Origin of the sequence: Pontibacter beigongshangensis, assembly GCF_014332515.1 — a bacterium.
Lineage (GTDB): Bacteria > Bacteroidota > Bacteroidia > Cytophagales > Hymenobacteraceae > Pontibacter > Pontibacter beigongshangensis.
Map to the genome: position 1 here is coordinate 195,173 of NZ_VFSD01000001.1, position 19,302 is coordinate 214,474.

Genomic DNA, 19,302 nt, shown 5'->3' on the forward strand with positions numbered 1-19,302 from the left:
GAGCCGGAGCAGTACTCGTTCAGGCTTTACTTTAAACCACAAAGTAAGGCCGTCACCTATCCTTCAGAGCGTGAGCTCCACTGTTACTATTCTTTCTGGCGTCCGCCCAAATACCTGGTTTAATGTTTCTCTGGCTTGCTTTCCTGCGTCTGTGTTCTCTGGTAATATACCCCAGGAACTGGTCTAGGAAAGCATCTTTCCGATTTACAGGCCTGTGCTCTGGCTGGTCTGGATGGGCTGTATCTATCTGCCCTGCCCACCATGTGGTGTGCAGGCGCGATCGTGTATTTATTCATTAAACCAATTTTTGCCATGTTTAACAAGATCATCCAGTTTTCGATTCAGAATAAACTGGTTGTCGGCGTCATGGTATTCTGCCTGGTGGTGTGGGGCACCTATGCCCTTACCCAATTGCCGGTAGATGCCGTGCCCGATATCACCAATAACCAGGTGCAGGTCGTGACGTCCTCGCCTACGCTGGCCGCCCAGGAAGTGGAGCGGTTCATTACCACACCCATCGAAATAGCGCTGGCCAACGTGCCCGATGTGGTGGAGATGCGCTCCGTTTCCCGGTTCGGGCTATCCGTTATTACGGTGGTGTTCGAAGACAAAGTAGATCAGTACCTGGCCCGCCAGATGATAACCGAGCGGCTGAGCGAAGCAGAACGACAGATTCCTGCTCAGTTGGGCACTCCGGAACTGGCGCCTGTTACCACCGGGTTAGGAGAAATTTACCAGTATGTGCTGGTGGCAAAGCCGGGCAGTACCAAAAAGTACAGCGCCATGGAGTTGCGCACGGTGCAGGACTGGATCGTGCGACGTCAGCTCCTGGGCACACCCGGTGTGGCCGATGTGAGCAGTTTTGGCGGTTTTGTAAAAGAGTACGAGGTGGCCCTCGATCCCAACCGGCTTCGGAGCATGAACCTGTCGGTGGCAGAGGTGGTGGCCGCACTCGATGCCAACAACGAGAACACCGGGGCCGCCTATATCGAGAAAAACCAGAGCGCCTTCTTTATCCGCGGGCTGGGGCTGGTGAATAGCCTCGAAGAGATTGAGCAGGTAGTGGTGGCCAACCGGCAGGGGGTGCCGGTGCTGGTGCGCGATGTGGCCCAGGTGCAGTACGGCCATCCGGTGCGCTACGGGGCCCTTACCCGCAACACCGAAGGCGAGGTAGTAGGCGGCATTGTGCTTATGCTCAAGGGGGCCAACTCCTCTGAGGTAATCAAAAATGTGCAGCAGAAGGTGGCAACCATCCAGAATTCGCTTCCGGAGGGGCTATACATCGAAGCCTACCTAGACAGAAGCAAGCTGGTGGACAAGGCCATCAGCACAGTGGCCACCAACCTGATAGAAGGTGGCCTGATCGTGATCTTTGTGCTGGTGCTTTTGCTGGGCAACCTGCGGGCCGGCCTGGTGGTGGCGTCGGTTATTCCGCTGTCTATGCTCTTTGCGCTGGGCATGATGAACCTGTTTGGCGTGTCGGGAAACCTGATGAGCCTGGGCGCCATTGACTTCGGCCTGATCGTAGACGGTGCCGTCATCATTGTGGAAGGAGTGCTGCATTTTATCATGGTCAAGAACCAGAACCTGCCCCTGCGGAAGCTCTCGCAGCAGGAGATGGATAAGGAGGTGAAATCAGCCTCCTCCCGCATCATGAACTCGGCTGCTTTCGGTATGCTCATCATCCTGATCGTGTACCTGCCCATCATGGCCTTGGTAGGCATAGAAGGCAAAATGTTCAAGCCCATGGCCCAGACGGTGAGCTTCGCAATTCTGGGTGCCTTTATCCTTTCCCTGACCTATGTGCCGATGGTGTCTACGCTCCTGCTCAGCAAAAGCACGAAGCACAAAGCCAACATCTCGGATAAGATCATGGACTTTATACAGCGGCTCTATGCGCCCGTCATCCGGATGGCGCTGCGGGCAAAGGCCGTTGTAGTGGTTTCTGCTGTCGGGCTCTTTATAATCAGCCTGTTTGTTTTTAACAGGATGGGAGGCGAGTTTTTGCCTGATCTGGAAGAAGGGGATTTTGCCATGGACCTGCGGCTGGTGCCGGGAGCCTCCCTGACACAAACAATCAATACCACTACCAAAGTGAGCGAAATCCTGCTGCGCGATTTTCCGGAGGTGAAGGAAGTGATCGGAAAGATCGGTACGGCCGAAATACCCACCGACCCTATGCCCATAGAGGCTGCTGACGTCATGATCCTGCTCAAGGAAAAAGACGAGTGGACCAGCGCCAGCACCCGCCAGGAACTGGCCGGCAAAATGGACGAAGCCTTGCAGGTGCTGCCCGGAATCAACTACGGCTTTCAGCAGCCCATGCAGCTGCGCTTTAACGAGCTCATGACGGGCTCCAAGCAGGATGTGGCGATCAAGATCTTTGGCGACGACCTGGATAAACTATCCGAGCTGGGCGCACAGGTCGACAAGCTGATTGCACCGGTAGCCGGGGTGCAGGATGTGTATGTGGAGGAAATAACGGGGCTGCCGCAGATTGTGGTGGAGTACAACAGGGCCAGCATGTCGCGCTACGGCCTGCAGGTGGCCGATGTAAACACAGTGCTCCGGGCAGCCTTTGCGGGGCAGGCAGCCGGAGCTGTGTACGAAGGCGACCGCCGTTTTGAGCTTGTGGTGCGGATGGAAGGAGACGCCAGAAACGACCTGACAGATATCGGAAGCCTCTACATACCGCTGCCAGCAGGCGGACAGGTGCAGGTGCAGCAGGTGGCTGACATCCGGCTGGAAGATGGCCCCATGCAGATTTCGCGGGAAGAAGGCCGCCGGAGAATTGTGGTCGGCTTTAACGTGCGCAACCGCGACGTGGAATCCATCGTGGCAGAAATTGAGGACAAGCTGACGCAGCAGCTACCCCTGCCCGCCGGTTATTTTGTGACCTATGGCGGCCAGTTCGAAAACCTGGTGAATGCCAAAAAGCGACTTTCGGTGGCGGTGCCTGCTGCCTTGCTGCTTATTCTGGTGCTGCTCTACTTTACCTTTAAGTCCGTAAAGCAAAGCCTGCTCATATTCACAGCCATACCACTCTCTGCTATCGGGGGCATCTTCGCCCTCTGGCTTCGTGGCATGCCCTTCAGCATCTCGGCCGGGGTAGGTTTTATTGCGCTGTTTGGCGTGGCTGTACTCAACGGAATCGTGCTGATCGGCTACTTTAACCAGCTGAAGCAGGAGGGGGAGACGGATGTGTACAAGCGAATTATTAAGGGAACAAGCGTCCGGCTGCGGCCCGTGCTCATGACTGCTTCAGTGGCCGCGCTCGGTTTTCTGCCGATGGCCTTGTCTGGTTCTGCAGGGGCAGAGGTGCAGCGCCCGCTGGCAACCGTGGTGATTGGTGGCCTGTTCACCTCCACGCTGCTCACCCTGGTGGTGCTGCCGGTGCTGTATTATTTCTTTGCAGTCAGCGAGAAACCGAGAATCACAACCTATAAGCATCTTGCCGTTTCCATACCAGTTCTGTTTGGTTTGATATTAGGAGCCGGCCTTCTGGCTGCTTCACCTGCTAAGGCACAGGAGCTGCCACCCAAGGAGCTCACCCTGCAGCAGGCCATTGCCTATGCCAGGCAAAATAACCTCGACCTGAAAAGTGCCTCTCAACTGGTGGATCGGGCAGCAGCCCTCCGGGGAGCGGCGCTGGACCTGCCTAAAACGCAGCTATCCTACAGCAGAGGGCAGATCAGTACCATGAACCAGGACACGTATATTTCGGCCACGCAGCAGTTTGCTTTTCCGACAGTATATGCCAACCAGGCCAAATTGGCAGATGCTGCCATCGGTCAGGCTGCTGCCCGGAGGCACCTGGCAGAGCGGGAACTGGTGCGGGAGGTAAAGCTTGCGTATTACCTGCTGCAATTCCAGCGGGCCAGGCTGAAGTTGCTGCAGCAGCAGGATTCTCTGTATGGAAACTTTGCAAGAGCCGCGGCCATACGCTTTAAAGCAGGGGAGACCGGTTACCTGGAGCAGGCGGCGGCGGAGACCCGTAGTCTGGCCCTGCGCACCGAGTTGCAGCAGGCACAGGCCGATATCCAGATGGCCACTCGCCGGCTTAGTGTGCTGCTGCAGGCGCCAACCCCGGTGCAGGTAGCAGAAGAGGAACTGACCAAAAGAATAGTGCCCGCCCTCTCTGACATGACATCAGCTGCCGCCAATCCATATGTGGCCTTTTTGCGGCAGGGAGTGCACGTGGCAGAGCGGGAAATGAAACTCGAACAATCCCTTATGCTGCCGGACTTTACACTTGGCTACTTCAACCAAAGCTTTGTGGGCGAAACACCTGTAGAAGGCATTGGCAGCAGGTATACGGCCGGCGATCGTTTTACAGGTGTAGAGGCGGGCATTGCCATACCCTTGTGGTTCGGTGCCCAGAAAGCCAGAATAAAAGCTGCCAGGCTCAACCAGCAGGCCATACAGAGCAGTGTGCGTTATCAGGAGCAACTTCTGCTGGCAGAGGTGCAGAATATGGCGCAGGAACTGCAGAAGCATGCTGCCTCACTTGCCTATTTTGAGCAGGGCGCCTTGCAACATGCCCGCCAGATGATTAGGGCAGCAGAAATGACCTTCAGGACAGGAGAGATAGACTATGTGGAGTATGTGCAGGCGCTTGAGCAGGCTTACCTCCTGAAAGGAAATTACCTGCTCGCACTGCGGGATTATAACCAAACCATCATTCAACTTGAATTCACCACAGGAATAGAATAATCATGAACAAAGTTATATATACCGTTTTGGCCGGCGTCCTATTTATTTCGGTAGCCTGTACAGAACAGAAAAGTGAAACGGCAGCAGAAGCTCCGGCAACAGAAACAGCCGGACAAGCCACAGCAGATGCCTTTGAGGTGAAACTTAGCCCTGAGCAGCAGCAGGCAAGCAACATCGAGCTAGGATCAATAGAAAAAAGAAAAATTTCAGCCCGGGTAGCCGCTAACGGGCAGGTTGAACTTCCGCCCCAGAACAAGGCCAGTATCAATCCCTTAATGGGGGGTGTGGTTCGATCGATCCGTGTAAAGGATGGGGAGCACGTACAGAAAGGCAAAGTGCTCGCCACCCTTGAAAACCCGGACCTGATCAGGCTGCAGGAAGAATATCTCACCACGAAAAGCCAGCTGGGCATGGCCGAGCTGGACCAGGAGCGGCAGCAGATTCTGAATGAAGAGCAGATCGGGGCCCGCAAACGATTTGAGCAGGCCGCAACCGATGTAAAGGTGCAGCGGGCCCGCCTCAATGCCCTACGCACGCACCTCCTCTCGCTGGGGCTCTCGCCTAAGCAAGTAGAAGCCGGCCAGATAACGGCAACCATGGCCGTGACAGCCCCTATCAGCGGGTATGTACAGAACATTGCCGTAAACCTGGGCTCTTATGCGCAGCCTGGGCAGGAGATGTTCGCGGTGGTAGACAACACTCATCTGCACCTGCAGCTGCTGGTTTTCGAAAGAGACTTTGACCGTATAGAGGTGGGGCAGCAGGTGCTGTTTACGCTCCCCAATCTGGCTTCAGAACCACTTAAGGCAGTTATATTTTCCTTAGGAAAGGCTTTTGAAGGAGATTCGCGGATGGTATCGGTTCATGCCGAACTGGAAAATATAAGGCGGGTCAATATCTTGCCCGGCATGTATGTAAACGCGCAGATCCTGGCCGGTGAGCACGAACTGGCCGCCTTGCCAGAGGAGGCTGTGGTTCAGTACCGAAACAAGAATTACATATTTGTGCAGGAGGAACCAACCGTATTCAGAATGGCCGAGGTGGAAACAGGCGTTTCAGAGGCTGGGTATACGGAAATAAAGCCGGGGGCAGACCTAAAGGCTGATGCCCGGATTGTGACAAGAGGCGCCTTTTATTTACTGGCTGAGAAAATGAAATCGGAAGTAGCAGAATAGTGCCTGACAAAAGCTGAGTGAAGCGATTATTCTAATCAAAATACCCCTCCAGAGCCTTCTGCTGCAGCTGCCATGCAGGCTACAGTAGTAACAGAAAGAACTGCCCTAAAACAAGAAGAGACTCCCCGGTATACTGGGGAGCCTCTCTTGCGTTTGAAATATAAATTTCCAACTTTTAGCCACCTATTCTCTAGCAATACTTATGCCATGTTTTTGTGTTTTGGTAAATAATTTGGCCGGTGATAACTTTATTTTCTAATACCTGTGAAGGAAGCTATGTAGTAAAGTTAATTATTTGAAAATCAACTTGATAGTATCTCAGCTTTCTTTATTCTCCTGCCTTAGTATGGGTTCAATCACAGTCCAGACATTTTGGGCTAGTATTTTCTGCCCTTCCACGGTAGGATGAATGCCGTCTCCCTGGTTAAGTGCCCGTTCTCCCGCCACGCCTTCCAGCAGAAACGGAATCAGGACAGCTTCTTTTTCCGCTGCCAGCCTGGTAAATACTTCCCGAAATTCTTTCGTGAATTGCTGGCCCATGCTGGGCGGCATCTGCATGCCTGCCAGCACCACCCGCACCTCCGGGTACTTATCCCGCACTTTGTCGATAATGGTGGCCAGGTTACTGTAGGTTTCTGTTGGGCTGATGCCGCGTAAGCCATCATTTGCCCCTAGTTCCAGCACAAACACGTCTACCGGCTGGCGCAGGAGCCAGTCAATCCTGCTTTTGCCTCCCGCTGACGTCTCGCCGCTTAGTCCTGCATTCACGGCCTTGTAGGGCAGGCCCAGCGAGTCAATCCGCTGCTGGATCAGGGCCGGGAAGGCCTGGTCTGGTTCCAGTCCATAACCTGCTGTCAGGCTGTTGCCAAAAAAAAGGATGGTTTGCGTCCGCTCTGCCTTTGAGGCGGTACTGGAGGCTGCGGCACTGGATTTGGCGCGCTGCTCTGCCACCTGCTCACGTGGTTGCCCACCATTGTCGCAGGAAGTCAGTAAAAGTCCGGCCGATAGGCAAAAGCTCAAAAATGTTATCTTTGTAAACATAAAAATTAAGTTTCCTAAATTTAAAGCCATCAATCTCAAAACCTATAACGAACTTCAACAGTTATTGGGTTTTATAAATGAACATGCCAGCCGGCCCAAAGTTACCAAAGGCATCAAAATTAATTTTATAACTGTGACAACCATACTCGATATTCAGAATCTGAGCAAAACATACCATAGTGGCGACCGTGAACTTACTGTGCTGGAAGGCGTCTCGTTTTCGCTGCAGGCCGGCGACACCTGTTCCATTGTAGGGCCTTCGGGCAGCGGCAAAACCACCTTACTCGGGCTATGTGCCGGCCTCGACCGCTCCAGCACCGGCTCTGTCACCTTAAATGGCATCCGGCTCGACAATTTGTCTGAAGATAAACGGGCGCAGGTGCGGAACCAGTATGTCGGGTTTATTTTCCAGAATTTTCAGCTGATTCCTACGCTCACGGCCCTGGAGAATGTAATGGTGCCGCTGGAGCTGCGGGGGGAGCGCAACGTGCAGAAGCAGGCCATGGAACTGCTAGGCAAGGTAGGGCTGGCCGAGCGCCACGACCATTATCCGACCCAACTCTCCGGCGGGGAGCAGCAGCGGGTGTCGCTGGCCAGGGCTTTCTCCAACAAGCCCTCCATCCTGTTCGCCGATGAGCCCACCGGAAACCTGGACGAGGAAACCGGGGAGAAGGTAGAGGGCTTGCTGTTCGACCTTAACCGGGAGGCAGGCACCACGCTGGTAGTCGTGACCCACGACCTGGAACTGGCCGAGAAAACGCAGCGGATTATCCGCATCAAAGGCGGCCATGTCATCAGCGACACACCCTCTCATTCCAATGTTGCGGGGTAAATACTGGGTCTTTTAACAGTACAGCTCCGGATAAACGGTGGTTTTGTACGGTTGTATAGAAGTGTTCCTGAACCTGTTGCTGTACATCGTGATCCGAATCTGCCCTTTCCCCTCTGGCTGCTCCTTAACCTATAGCATTACAAATGATTGAATATAAAGAACCTGGTCCGATAAATAACCTGCCGGAAAAGCCGAAGCTGAATGTGCCCTGGCTACTCCGGATGGCCTGGCGCGACACCCGCCGCAGCCGGGGGAAGCTGGTGCTTTTCCTGTCGTCTATCGTGTTGGGCATCGCGGCGCTGGTAGCCATCAATTCCTTCCGCGATAGTTTGCAGGTGGCAATAGATGAACAGGCACGTTCGCTGATAGGTGCCGACCTGGTGATCGGTATGAACAAGGAACCCGACTCACTTGCCACAGCCCTGGTAGACTCCGTGCGCGGCCTTGGCAGCCGCTCCGATGAGAACCGTCTGCTCTCCATGGTTTACTTCGTGAAAAGCAACGCCACCCGGCTGGTGCAGGTCAGGGCCATGGAAGGAGGCTTTCCATATTTTGGAAAAATTGAGACAGTGCCGGAAGCGGCGAGCCGCAGTTTCCGGACGGGGCGGCGTGCCCTGGTCGATTATAACCTGATGCTACAGTACGAAGCAAAAACCGGCGATTCGGTTCGTGTGGGGAATCAGACCTTTGTCATTGAGGGCGCTCTCCGCCGAATTCCGGGCCAGACGGCCATGACGGCGGCTGTGGCCCCCGTGGTTTATATTCCGAGGCAGTACCTGCCAGAAACCGGCCTGATGCAACGCGGCAGCCGGGTGTCTTACTACTATTATTATGACCTGGCCGACACGGTAGAACCCGATACGCTGGGCAAAAAGCTGGAACCACGGCTGGAGGAGTACGGCATGTTTTACGACACAGTGCAAACGCGCAAGGAGAGCATGGGGCGGTCTTATGATGAACTGGCCCGTTTTCTGGCGCTGGTAGGCTTTGTGGCGCTGCTGCTGGGTTGTGTGGGGGTGGCCAGTGCCGTGCACGTGTATATGCGCGATAAGCTTAAAACCATAGGCGTGTTGCGCTGCCTGGGCATGAGCGGCAAGCAGGCTTTCCTGGTGTACCTGTTCCAGGTGGCTGGCATGGGGCTGATAGGTGGTCTGATCGGCGCTATGATCGGGAGTGTGGTGCAACTGGTGCTGCCGGAGCTGTTTAAGGCCTTCCTGCCGGTAAATGTTGAGGCTTATTTCTCTGTTAGTGCCGCTTTGCAGGGTGTTTTGCTGGGCGTGTTCGTGTCGGTGCTGTTTGCTTTGCTGCCGCTGCTCTCTATACGGCAGGTGTCGCCGCTTATTACGCTGCGGGCCAATGTGGAGCATCTCACAAACCAGAAAGACCCTTTGCGCTGGGCCGTTTATGCGCTTATTCTGCTGTTTATTCTGCTGTTTTCGAGGTGGCAGCTGGGTACCTGGTGGCAGGCCGGCTACTTTACCGGTGGCGTGGTGGTGGCCTTTCTGGTACTGGCGGGCCTGGCCAAGCTTTTATCGTGGGCCGTTCGGCGTTTTTTCCCATCCAACTGGGGCTATGTATGGCGGCAGGGGCTGGCCAACCTTTACCGGCCCAATAACCAGACGCTGCTGCTCATGGTGTCCATTGGCCTCGGCACCGCCCTGATCGGCACGTTATACATGGTGCAGCGGACCCTCCTTAGCGAAGTTTCTATTGCCGGAAGTGAGCATCAGCCAAATTTGGTGCTGTTCGATATTCAGAATGTGCAGCGCGAAGAGATAGGCACCCTCACCAGGAACGAAGGCCTCCCCATCCTATATTACGACCCGATCGTGACGGTGCGGCTGGAGAAAATAAACGAGTTAACATTGACGGCTGTCCGGGAAGATACCACCCTTGAGATATCCCCGAGAGTCTTCACCCGCGAGTACCGCATTACGTACCGCAACCACCTGACCGAAGCTGAGAAAACGATGGAAGGCTCCTGGGGTGAAAACCCGAATGCAAACAGTGACCTGGTGCCGGTGTCGCTGGAGGACAGGTACGCCGAGCGCATGAAAGTGAAGATAGGCGATACCCTGGTCTTTAACGTGCAGGGCGCTCCGATTGCCACTCAGGTGAGCCACCTGCGGCAGGTAGACTGGAACCGCGTGCAGAGTAATTTCCTGGTCGTGTTCCCGGAAGGGGTGCTGGAGCAGGCGCCGCAGTTTCATGTGCTCATGACCCGCAGCGACGACGAGCAGCAGGCTGCCCGGTTTCAGCGGAAGGTGGTGGAGCAGTATCCGAACATTTCCACTATCGGGCTGGACCTTATCTTGCAGACCCTGGACGAGGTGGTGAGCCAGATCTCCTTTGTGATTCAGTTTATGGCCCTGTTCAGTATTTTTACAGGCTTGCTGGTGCTGGTGGGCTCTGTTAACGTAAGCAAGTTTCAGCGGGTGCAGGAAAGTGTGCTGCTCCGGACATTAGGGGCAAACAGAAAACAGATATTTGCCATAACAGCCCTCGAATACCTGCTGCTGGGGGCCCTGGCAGCCTTTATCGGTTGCCTGATTGCCTTTGGCGCTTCCTGGGCACTAGCAGTGTTTAGCTTCGAGGTTGTTTTTGTGCCGGTGGTGTGGCCGCTGTTCATCATCTTTGTGCTGGTGGCTGCCCTTACCCTGGCGGTAGGTCTGCTCAACAGCCGGGGCATCCTGAACCGCCCACCGCTGGAGGTGCTGCGACGAGAGGCTTAGCTTTAAAGTAAACGATGGTTGGTTCCTGAGCGCGTTTATTGGGAGCAGCAGCCGAAGCTCCGGAGGGGCATTTTGATTAGAATAATTTAGGAAGTGCTGTTGACAAGTGGTTTAGCAGGATGTAAGGTAAATCCTTAACGTAAATTATTCCAATAAAACAGCCCCTCCAGAGATGTTTTTCCTGCTGATGCTCTTCCTGTGGCAGAGGATGATTTTTTTCTTTTTGTTTGCAAGGCTTATGTCCCGGGAGAGACTTTTGGCTTATGCCTCAGCCTCATTATACCGCTATTGCTTCATTTGCACGCCTTTATCCCCGGGCCTGTCCCCTGACAGACTTTTCCTTGCAGGAACCAGATTGATTGCTGGCTCACCCAAGCGCAGAAACCAATTGATAGTTATATTAAATACAGAAAGGCCTTCCTGATAAACTTCAGGAAGGCCTTTTGCTAAGGGTCATCTAGGAATTGGCTTATCTGACAGGCGTGGCCCTTAAAGCGTCCCTGATTTCAGTCAGCAGTACTTCTTCTTTAGTAGGAGCAGGCGGTACATCCGGCGCCTTTGCTTTTTTCCGCATCAGTCTGTTCATGCCCTTCACGATCAAAAATATGATAAAAGCGATAATCAGAAAGTTTAGCAGTACCGTCACGAAATTTCCCCAGGCAAACACTGCTCCGAGTTTGCGGGCTTCCTCCAGAGCAAGGCCAGACGGAACGCTGTCAGAAAGCGGCACATAGAGGTTCGAAAAGTCAACGTCTCCCACCACTTTGCCCACCAGAGGCATAAACAGGTCGTTAACGGCCGAAGTCACAATGGCGCTGAAAGCTGCTCCGATTATAATACCAATGGCCAGGTCCATAACATTGCCTCGCATGGCAAATTCCTTAAATTCTTTTACCATTCCCATCATGTTGTTTTTTAGGGTGTTTAACTATATAGGACTAATTTAATTAAAAAAACCTTATAAAAAACAATGTTCCGGCGTTTTTTATTTTGGATGGCCTACTAATAAATGGCCCGGACCATTTCTGCGCTGGATTACAGCCGGAGCAGGTACCTGGTCAGGATGAGCCCATATGCATGCTGCCTGTGATGTTTCTTGTAAAGGAAGCAGTGATTTTTTGCTTCAGACGACACAAAACCCTGGTGGAAGCTTTGCTAAACATGAAATGTACCGACCCTAAAATACTGTGACCCGGGTTCAGGCGGCAATCCAGGTTTGGGAAATTAATGTCCAGCTTTGGGATATAAAAAATAACCTATACATATGGTAGCAGGTAAAAATACGGTAACAGACCGCAGCGATAATGGCTGGGGCAAAGGGTAATAAAAAAACTAAAAAGGGAAAGCATGAAAAAGAACAGAATCGGACAGGGAAAGACGGCCTTGATAACCGGAGCCTCTAATGGCTTCGGCATGGAGTTCGCCAAATTATTTGCTCAAGACGGCTACAACCTGGTGCTGGTGGCCCGTTCCGAAGATCGCCTGAAGGAACTGGGGTACAGCCTGCAGGACGAGCACCAGCTGGAGAAAGTATCCATCATTACCTCAGACCTGGCACGGCCGGAGTCTCCGCAGGAAATCTATGATGAGCTGAAGCAGGTAGGAGTGCGGGTTGATGTGCTGGTGAACAATGCCGGCGCTGGGGTGCACGGTTTTTTCCATGAAACTGACCTGGACAAAGAGGAGGAGATCATACAACTGAATGTTGCGGCGGTAACCAGGCTGACCAAGCTTTTTCTGCGCGATATGAAAGCCAGAAATGAGGGCAAGATTCTGAATGTGGCCTCTGTGGTTTCGCTCATGCCCACGCCGCTCATGGCGGTTTACGCAGCTACGAAGGCCTACATACTTTCTTTTTCGGAGGCCTTGAGCAACGAACTGAAAGACACCAACATTACAGTGACAGCACTTTGCCCAGGTGCCGGCAACACGTATTTCTTTAAGCGTGCCAATGCCGAGAACACCCGTGCAGCCAACGGCCCGCTTTCGGAGCCTGAAGAGGTAGCCAGAGATGGCTATAAGGCCATGATGCGGGGAGATGTAAAGGTAATTTCCGGGTTGATGAACAAAGTGCAGGCCGCCACTTCTAATATTCTGCCAGACACCTCGCTTGCCTCTAACATGCGTTTCCAGATGGAAGAGGAACCAGCTAAGCAGGCTGCTAATTACCAGCACCAGGTCTGAACACAGCAGGAGCAGGAGCAACAGGAAGAGCAGTTGCAGTGGAAGCTCTTTTCCTGCTGCAACTGCTCTACTCCTCATGTGGCATCAAAATAAAGAAGGGACCCCGTTTAAAGGTCCCTTCTTCCTGAAAAAACATAGACAACTATGCCATCTGTTTTCTCTTGGTTATGCTATGTTTTACGTCCTGAAAAAGGACGGGTTGCACAAATCAAAAAAATATTTTTTTTAGTAATTATCGGTCGCCAGCATCACCAGGGTGCAGTCGTAGAGCGTCTCTATGTTGGCTTCCTGCGCCATCTTTTCGAGCTCTCTGTTTTCGGTTCCCGGGTTAAAGATAATGCGCTTCGGTTTCAGCGAAAGAATATAGTCGTACCAGGAGGGCTGGTTCTGTGGTCCCACATAAAGCGTAACGGTGTCGACACCCTCAACCACCTGCTCTTTGTCGGTTATGATGGGCTGTCCGCCCACTTCGCCTTTCCGAATGCCCACGGGCACTACGGCATGTCCATGTTGCTGCAGTCGCTGTACTGCTCTGTAGGCGAAACGGGTCGGATTGTCGGTAGCGCCTAGTACCAATGTCTTTTTCATGTCGAGTTTATCAAAATATCCACTAATAACACACCTTATTAAACTGCCTCTCTGGCTGAATTGTTATTTTAGGTCCAGACAATTTAGCGGGAAATTTATATTTTATTTCTACACCAGCAGTTTAACCCTAATATAATAATATTTTTCCGGAAGTGTACCCAGCTTTTGCACCCGGCGTCTATTATTGCCGGAATTAGCATTGGCGCCGCTGGCTTATTAAAGTTTTAAGATGCCGAACGCAAAACACACATCTTTTTCATGCAAGTTTGCAATTTACGCAAAATATAAGCTGTGCTATGCTAAGTTGCCCCGCCTTCTTTAGCTGAGAGCTTTTCTGAAGAGCCTGGGGCTGAAGGAAAAACCTGTGGCAGATATTGCCTTAGCCGACAACCCTTTTGATTTTAGCGGCTACCATTTCAGCGCATCTTTCGCCGTCCATGGCCGCAGAAACAATGCCTCCTGCGTAACCGGCCCCTTCGCCACAGGGGTACAGGTTCCTGATCTGCACGTGCTCCAGCGTCTCTTTGTCGCGCGGGATACGCACAGGAGAGGAGGTCCGGCTCTCGACGCCGATAATCTGGGCATCGTTAGATAGGTAGCCCCGCATTTTGCCGCCAAATGCTTTAAAGCCTTCCCGCAGGCGATAGGCCATGTCTGGTGAAAACAGTGCGTTCATGTCGACAGCAGTAAGCCCTGGCTGATAAGATGATTCGAGCAGACCGCCTCCGGTTTTTTTCTGTGTGAAATCGAGCAGGAGTTGTGCGGGTGCCGCCTGGGTGCCTCCTGCCATGGCGCAGGCTTTCTGCTCCAGGCTTTGCTGCATCTGCAGGCCGGCCAGAGGCCCGTATTGCTGCAGGTCCATATCCTCCAGCTCTATGGCTACCACAATGCCGGAATTGGCAAATCGGGAGTCGCGTCGGCTCGGCGACATGCCATTTACCACTACCTCGCCGGGGGCGGTGGCCGAAGGCACGATAAACCCGCCGGGGCACATGCAGAACGAGAAAATACCTCGCTGCTTGTTATTATACACCGTCTGGTGCACCAGGGCATAAGAGGAGGCGGGGAGGTAGGCGCCCCGGTCCTCGCACTTGTACTGGATGCTGTCGATGAGACGCTGCTGGTGCTCTACCCGCACGCCCATGGCGAAGGGTTTGGCTTCTATTAAAACGCCTTTCTGGTGCAGCAGTTCAAAAATATCGCGGGCGCTGTGGCCGGTTGCCAGAATCACGGCCTCGCCTGTGTGCTCCCTGCCGTCCTGCGTTATGGCTCCTTTCATTTCATTCTGCTCCACTATAAAATCCGTCACGCGCTGATCGAATAGCACCTCACCACCAGCAGCCAATATGGCTTCGCGGATGGTGGCTATTACCGCTGGCAGTTTGTTGGTGCCAATGTGCGGGTGGGCGTCGAACAGGATGTCGGGGGTGGCGCCGTGCTGTACCAGCAGCTGCAGAATGCGCTGCACATCGCCGCGTTTTTTGGAGCGCGTATAGAGTTTGCCATCGGAGTAGGTGCCGGCACCGCCTTCGCCGAAGCAGTAATTGGAGTCGGGGTTCACGAGGTGCTCCTTGTTGATGGCGGCCAGGTCGCGGCGGCGGCTCCGCACATCTTTGCCCCGTTCCAGCACAATAGGTTTCAATCCCAGTTCCAGGCAACGCATGGCCGCAAACAGCCCGGCAGGACCGGCCCCGACGATGATGACTTTTGGGGCAAGCGAGACATCCGGAAAAATAGCAGGTTTCAGGCCAAGTAAATCGGCAGGGGGATGGTCGAGGTAAATATCGGCCCGGATGCGGAGCTGCACCTCACGGCCACGGGCATCGATGGAGCGCTTGATCCGGTGAATGAACTGCACCTGCTCGGGCTGCACCCGGGCGTGCTTTAGGAGCTCCTGCTCCAGCAGCTGGTTGTCATAAGCCACCTCCGGGCTCACGACAACCTCAATTTCTTTCTTTCTCATGTACAGCAGGTAAGGTAGTTAACCTTAAACTTTTAGATTAGATGCTAGATGTAAAATGCTAGATTCTAGATTGATGATAAAAAACTAAACGGTTGTAAAAAATCAGCTTTAAAGGCGCCACATATTTCAAAAAAAGAAACAGTAAGGCAGCGGTTAAAGTTGCATGGTTTGTAGCAGGTGCAACAGGAGGAGTATAATAGCCTCTGGAGGGGCTTTTTGATTGGAATAATTGCTGGTATACGATTTCAGTTTTCTGGCTAGTTGATTATTAGTTGAAATGCAATGCGCTACGCTCTTTTAGACCAGGAAGTCCGGAAGAGCAGCACCGATAACAGCAACAGCAGCAGAGACATAGCAAGGTCAATTTTCATTCAAATAATTTGGATTTAGCTTCAATTAAGTCACCAAGAAATCAGCTTCTTCTAACCCGGAAGCATAGCTCCAAACTAACCTATCCATCAATTATAAGAATTAAATTAGCACATCAGCGCCTTAAACCATCGGCACATTAAATATCCCCATTCAGCACTTTCTCCACCCAGCCTTTGCCCCAGTCCTGCAGTTCCTGTTCGTTCCAGAGTTCGGGGTAGAAAATGCGTTTCTGGAATTTGGGAGGCAGGTATTTTTGCCAGTTGGTACCGCCGGTGGCGGCAATTATCTCCGGGTCGCGCTGCAGGTAGCGCACCGCCGACTTGTAGTGCATAAGCGGCCAGTTAACGTTCACGTTGCTGTCGAGCTCGCGCAAGTGCCGGATAAGCCGTGGATTTTGCTGATCTGCCTCGGGTAGCTTTTTATAGACAGCCCAGACATTTTTATGCTCATATTTGCGGGCAAACTGCACCAGCTGGTCGGTGTACTTTTCTTCGAAGCGTAGGAGGGTCAGGGTTTTGGCGCCCGACGAGACTTCCGTGGCACCCTCTTTCCAGTAGATGCAGCCCATCAGTTCCTCGTGGGTGGTGTGCTGGCCAAGCGTTTTGCGTTTTTCTTTATCGGTGAGGTTGCGCAGATCGGTGGAGGCGATCTCGATCAGGCGGTATTGTACCGACTGGAAGCCGCTGGCAGGCATGAGCGCCATCCGGAACTGCAGGAACTGTTTCGGGTCCATGCCGTCCACCATCACGTCAAAGGAGTCGATCAGGTTCTCGAAGTAGCGGTTGATGCGGCGGAGGCGCTTCATCAGCATCTCCACCGTTATGGCCTGGTCATCGCCAATCTGCCGGAACTCCTCCAGGCAGAGCTTGAAATAGAGTTCGGTTATCTGGTGATAGATGATAAAGATCTTTTCGTCCGGAATGGTGGTGCGGGGGTTCTGCAGACTCAACAGCGCATCCAGGTGGATGTAGTCCCAGTAGTTCAGAAAATCGGTGTGGTATAAACCTTCCAGGTAAGCTGCCAGGTCCTGCCCCAGAGGCACATACTTCTGTTCCAGACGCTTAATCTGTTCCCACACTTCCGGGCTGTACGCTTGCTCCATTTTACTCCGTCATTTAGTGTTAAGCTGCAAAAACAGCGCAAAGTAACCAATTCTGCTGCTTTGTGAAACATTGGTTTTAAGAATATACGCTTTGTGCGGGCCAGAAGCCCTTTTTTAGGAAAAATAAAGACACTGAGGCAACCAAATCCGGAAGCAGGTCATCTTACTGGCACAGAATGCCTGAAATTTGTAGCTTTTGCCGTAGTCCGGTCATATAGTTCTCTTTCATAACCCCTTAGGAGTGGCGGCATCCAGTTTCAGATTAGCCCGGACGGAGTGGCTGCAGCAGGTGTTGGTGGATCGAAACAGGGGATTGGTAGTCGAGATTCGCGGTTTGATATAAATCGTGAAAGACCGGGAAAATTAATCTGTCATTGTCAGGACAGAATTGTTAAATTTGATTTTCCTATATTTCGATACGTGTGCACCCATGGCTGAGAAAAGCAGCATTTTTGATATGATCGGGCCGGTAATGATCGGGCCATCGAGTTCTCATACGGCTGGGGTTGTACGCATTGCCCGCGCTGCGATACGGATACTGGGTGCCACCCCGGAAGAGGCAGTGATCACTTTCTACAACTCCTTTGCCCGCACCTACGAAGGGCACGGCAGCGACCGGGCCATAGTAGCCGGGCTGCTGGATTTTAAGACCGACGACAAGCGCATAAAGGATGCTTTGGAGCATGCTGCCGCCCATTGCTTAAAGTATAAGTTCAAGTCCATAGGCAACGCCTCGGCCATGCACCCAAACACCCTGAAGCTAAACCTGAAGGCCGGCGACCGGGAAGTGGAAGTAATCGGGCAGAGCAGGGGCGGCGGCATTATCCGGATCGTGGAGGTGGATGGCTTCTCAGCCAATTTCTCGGCCAACCAGCATACCCTGATCATAGACGCCGACGATGTGAAAGGAAGCATCGCCTTTATCGCCTCCGTAATAGCGCACGACGACTGTAACATAGCCACCATGAGCGTGTCCAGAAAAGGAAAGCATGAGCTGGCGCGTCATTTTATAGAAATGGATTCCGGCATCAAACCCATCACGCTGGAGTATTTGCGGCAACTGAGCTGGGTAAAACAAATCATCTACATACCAAACATCGACCTCTAATCATATTATCTGTGAAAAGAATGCCTAAAAGAATATTGCTCCTGCTGGGGCTGCTGCTATGCGGAGCCACAGCAGGCCATGCCCAGTCGCAATCGGGCAAAACGGATCCGTGGAGTCTGCAGGAAGCCATTGACTATGCCGTAAAAAACAACCTGCAGGGGCAGCAAAACAGACTGAACCGTGACCTGACTGCCGTGGACCTGAAACAATCGAAGCTTGGAAGGCTGCCAAGCATCAATGCCAACGGTAATTTCAACTCCAATGCCGGCTCATTTCAGGATCCTGTAACCTTTACCCTGATCACGCAACGGGCCCAAACGAGCAATTTTCAGGTGGGGGCTTCCGTGCCGCTGTTTATGGGCTTTCAGCAGGTAAACCAGATAAAGCAGAACGCTTTTGACCTGCAGGCAAGCGAGCAGGAAATGTTGTCGGTCCAGAACGACATCAGCATACAGGTGGTAACCTCTTACCTCAACATTCTTTTTGCAGATGAGCTGATCAAGACCACCGACTTTCAGCGAAACCTGACCCAGCAGCAGCTCGACAGGACCAATATCCTGTTCAGGGCGGGAAGTGTGGCGGAGAATGCGGTGCTGGATCTGCAGTCGCAGCTCGCCACCGACGAGCTCAATTTCATCAATGCCCAGAACCAGCTCGATATTGCGCGTTTGCAGCTCATGCAGCTGCTCAACCTGCCTACCTCCGAGAATTTTGAAATTGTGGTGCCCGATATTCCGGAACCGGATCAGAACCCGATGCTGGTGAATGGAGAGCAGGTGTATGATATGGCGCTGCAAACCTTGCCCGCCATAAAGGCAGCCGACCTGCGGGTACTGAGCGCAGCCAAGGGCATAGACATAGCCCGGGGAGGCTATTACCCCAGGTTAAGCTTAAGCGGGGGCATCAGCTCCAGGTACTCCAGCTCCAGCCGGTTTCTGACAGGCAGAGAACTGATCAACAATGGCCTGATCCCCGAATCGCTGGGCTTTTTTGACGAAGCCGGAACGCAACCGGTAATCGTATACAGGCCGGATATTTCCGTAAACCCCGTTTATGGCGATTACTCTTATTTCGAACAAATGAAAGATAACATAGCCCGTCAGGTTGGTCTTTCGCTTTCCGTTCCTATCTTTAACGGGCTGCAGGTACGCAACAACGTGGAGCGGGCTCGCATAGGAGAGCAGAACGCCAGGTTGAACGCCGACATTGCCCGCAACAACCTGCGCCAGACCATTGAGCAGGCTTACGTAGACGCGGTGGCCTCGCAGCGGCGCTACAGGGCGGCCAAAGAGCAGGTATTGGCGGCAGAGAAGAACTTCCGCAATGCTGAGATGCGTCTTAACAGCGGCGTGATCAACACCCTTGATTTTAATGTGATCACAACCACCTACCGGTCTGCCCAATCCAGCCTGCTGCAGGCTAAGTACGAGTATACCTTTAAACTTAAAGTTCTGGATTTCTATCAGGGCAAACCACTGGCACTATAAAACAT

12 protein-coding genes are annotated in these 19,302 nt (G+C 53.0%); 7 read left to right on the forward strand and 5 right to left on the reverse strand.

Annotation, left to right across the window (positions count from 1 at the left end; all coding sequences use genetic code 11):
- Nucleotides 1-312: 312 nt before the first annotated feature.
- Entirely contained in the window at nt 313-4,713 is a 4,401-nt protein-coding gene (locus FJM74_RS00730) for a CusA/CzcA family heavy metal efflux RND transporter (protein WP_187260644.1), read from the forward strand.
- Between the two features lie 2 nt (nt 4,714-4,715).
- Nucleotides 4,716-5,888: an efflux RND transporter periplasmic adaptor subunit gene (locus FJM74_RS00735; RefSeq protein WP_187260645.1), complete on the forward strand. Its 1,173-nt coding sequence runs from the start codon at nt 4,716-4,718 to the stop codon at nt 5,886-5,888.
- Nucleotides 5,889-6,206: 318 nt separating this feature from the next.
- On the opposite strand, the gene FJM74_RS00740 is transcribed toward FJM74_RS00735, so the two are convergent.
- The gene (locus tag FJM74_RS00740) at nt 6,207-6,929 is read right to left on the reverse strand and encodes an arylesterase (protein ID WP_187260646.1); all 723 of its coding nucleotides are present in this window, start codon (nt 6,927-6,929) and stop codon (nt 6,207-6,209) included.
- 133 nt (nt 6,930-7,062) lie between these two features.
- Between FJM74_RS00740 and FJM74_RS00745 the strand changes: the two genes are divergently transcribed.
- Nucleotides 7,063-7,761, forward strand: a complete 699-nt coding sequence (locus FJM74_RS00745; protein ID WP_187260647.1) for an ABC transporter ATP-binding protein — start codon at nt 7,063-7,065, stop codon at nt 7,759-7,761.
- A 143-nt stretch (nt 7,762-7,904) separates the two neighbouring features.
- Nucleotides 7,905-10,493, forward strand: coding sequence for an ABC transporter permease (locus tag FJM74_RS00750; protein ID WP_241738890.1), 2,589 nt, complete (start codon nt 7,905-7,907; stop codon nt 10,491-10,493).
- A gap of 469 nt (nt 10,494-10,962) precedes the next feature.
- Here the strand turns inward: FJM74_RS00750 and mscL are convergent, their stop codons facing one another.
- Nucleotides 10,963-11,400, reverse strand: coding sequence for a large conductance mechanosensitive channel protein MscL (mscL, locus tag FJM74_RS00755; RefSeq protein ID WP_449426024.1), 438 nt, complete (start codon nt 11,398-11,400; stop codon nt 10,963-10,965).
- A gap of 440 nt (nt 11,401-11,840) precedes the next feature.
- Between mscL and FJM74_RS00760 the strand changes: the two genes are divergently transcribed.
- Nucleotides 11,841-12,677 carry an SDR family NAD(P)-dependent oxidoreductase gene (locus tag FJM74_RS00760; RefSeq protein WP_187260648.1) on the forward strand — a complete coding sequence of 279 codons (837 nt, stop codon included), beginning with the start codon at nt 11,841-11,843 and terminating at the stop codon, nt 12,675-12,677.
- Nucleotides 12,678-12,902: 225 nt separating this feature from the next.
- Here FJM74_RS00760 and FJM74_RS00765 read toward each other — a convergent pair whose 3' ends face one another.
- The 3 genes from FJM74_RS00765 to FJM74_RS00775 all read right to left on the reverse strand — a co-directional run bounded on the left by FJM74_RS00765 (nt 12,903) and on the right by FJM74_RS00775 (nt 16,702).
- Nucleotides 12,903-13,265, reverse strand: coding sequence for a CoA-binding protein (locus FJM74_RS00765; RefSeq protein WP_187260649.1), 363 nt, complete (start codon nt 13,263-13,265; stop codon nt 12,903-12,905).
- 379 nt (nt 13,266-13,644) lie between these two features.
- The gene (locus FJM74_RS00770; protein ID WP_187260650.1) at nt 13,645-15,228 is read right to left on the reverse strand and encodes an NAD(P)/FAD-dependent oxidoreductase; all 1,584 of its coding nucleotides are present in this window, start codon (nt 15,226-15,228) and stop codon (nt 13,645-13,647) included.
- A 508-nt stretch (nt 15,229-15,736) separates the two neighbouring features.
- Entirely contained in the window at nt 15,737-16,702 is a 966-nt protein-coding gene (locus FJM74_RS00775) for a tryptophan 2,3-dioxygenase family protein (protein ID WP_187260651.1), read from the reverse strand.
- 430 nt (nt 16,703-17,132) lie between these two features.
- On the opposite strand from FJM74_RS00775, the gene sdaAB reads away from it, so the two are divergent.
- Together sdaAB and FJM74_RS00785 are read left to right on the forward strand one after the other, a co-directional pair.
- On the forward strand, nt 17,133-17,810 hold the full coding sequence (gene sdaAB / locus FJM74_RS00780) for an L-serine ammonia-lyase, iron-sulfur-dependent subunit beta (RefSeq protein WP_187260652.1): 678 nt from the start codon (nt 17,133-17,135) through the stop codon (nt 17,808-17,810).
- A 20-nt stretch (nt 17,811-17,830) separates the two neighbouring features.
- Nucleotides 17,831-19,297 (forward strand): TolC family protein, encoded by a 1,467-nt coding sequence (locus FJM74_RS00785; RefSeq protein WP_194349924.1) that lies wholly within the window; start codon nt 17,831-17,833, stop codon nt 19,295-19,297.
- Nucleotides 19,298-19,302 lie beyond the last annotated feature (5 nt).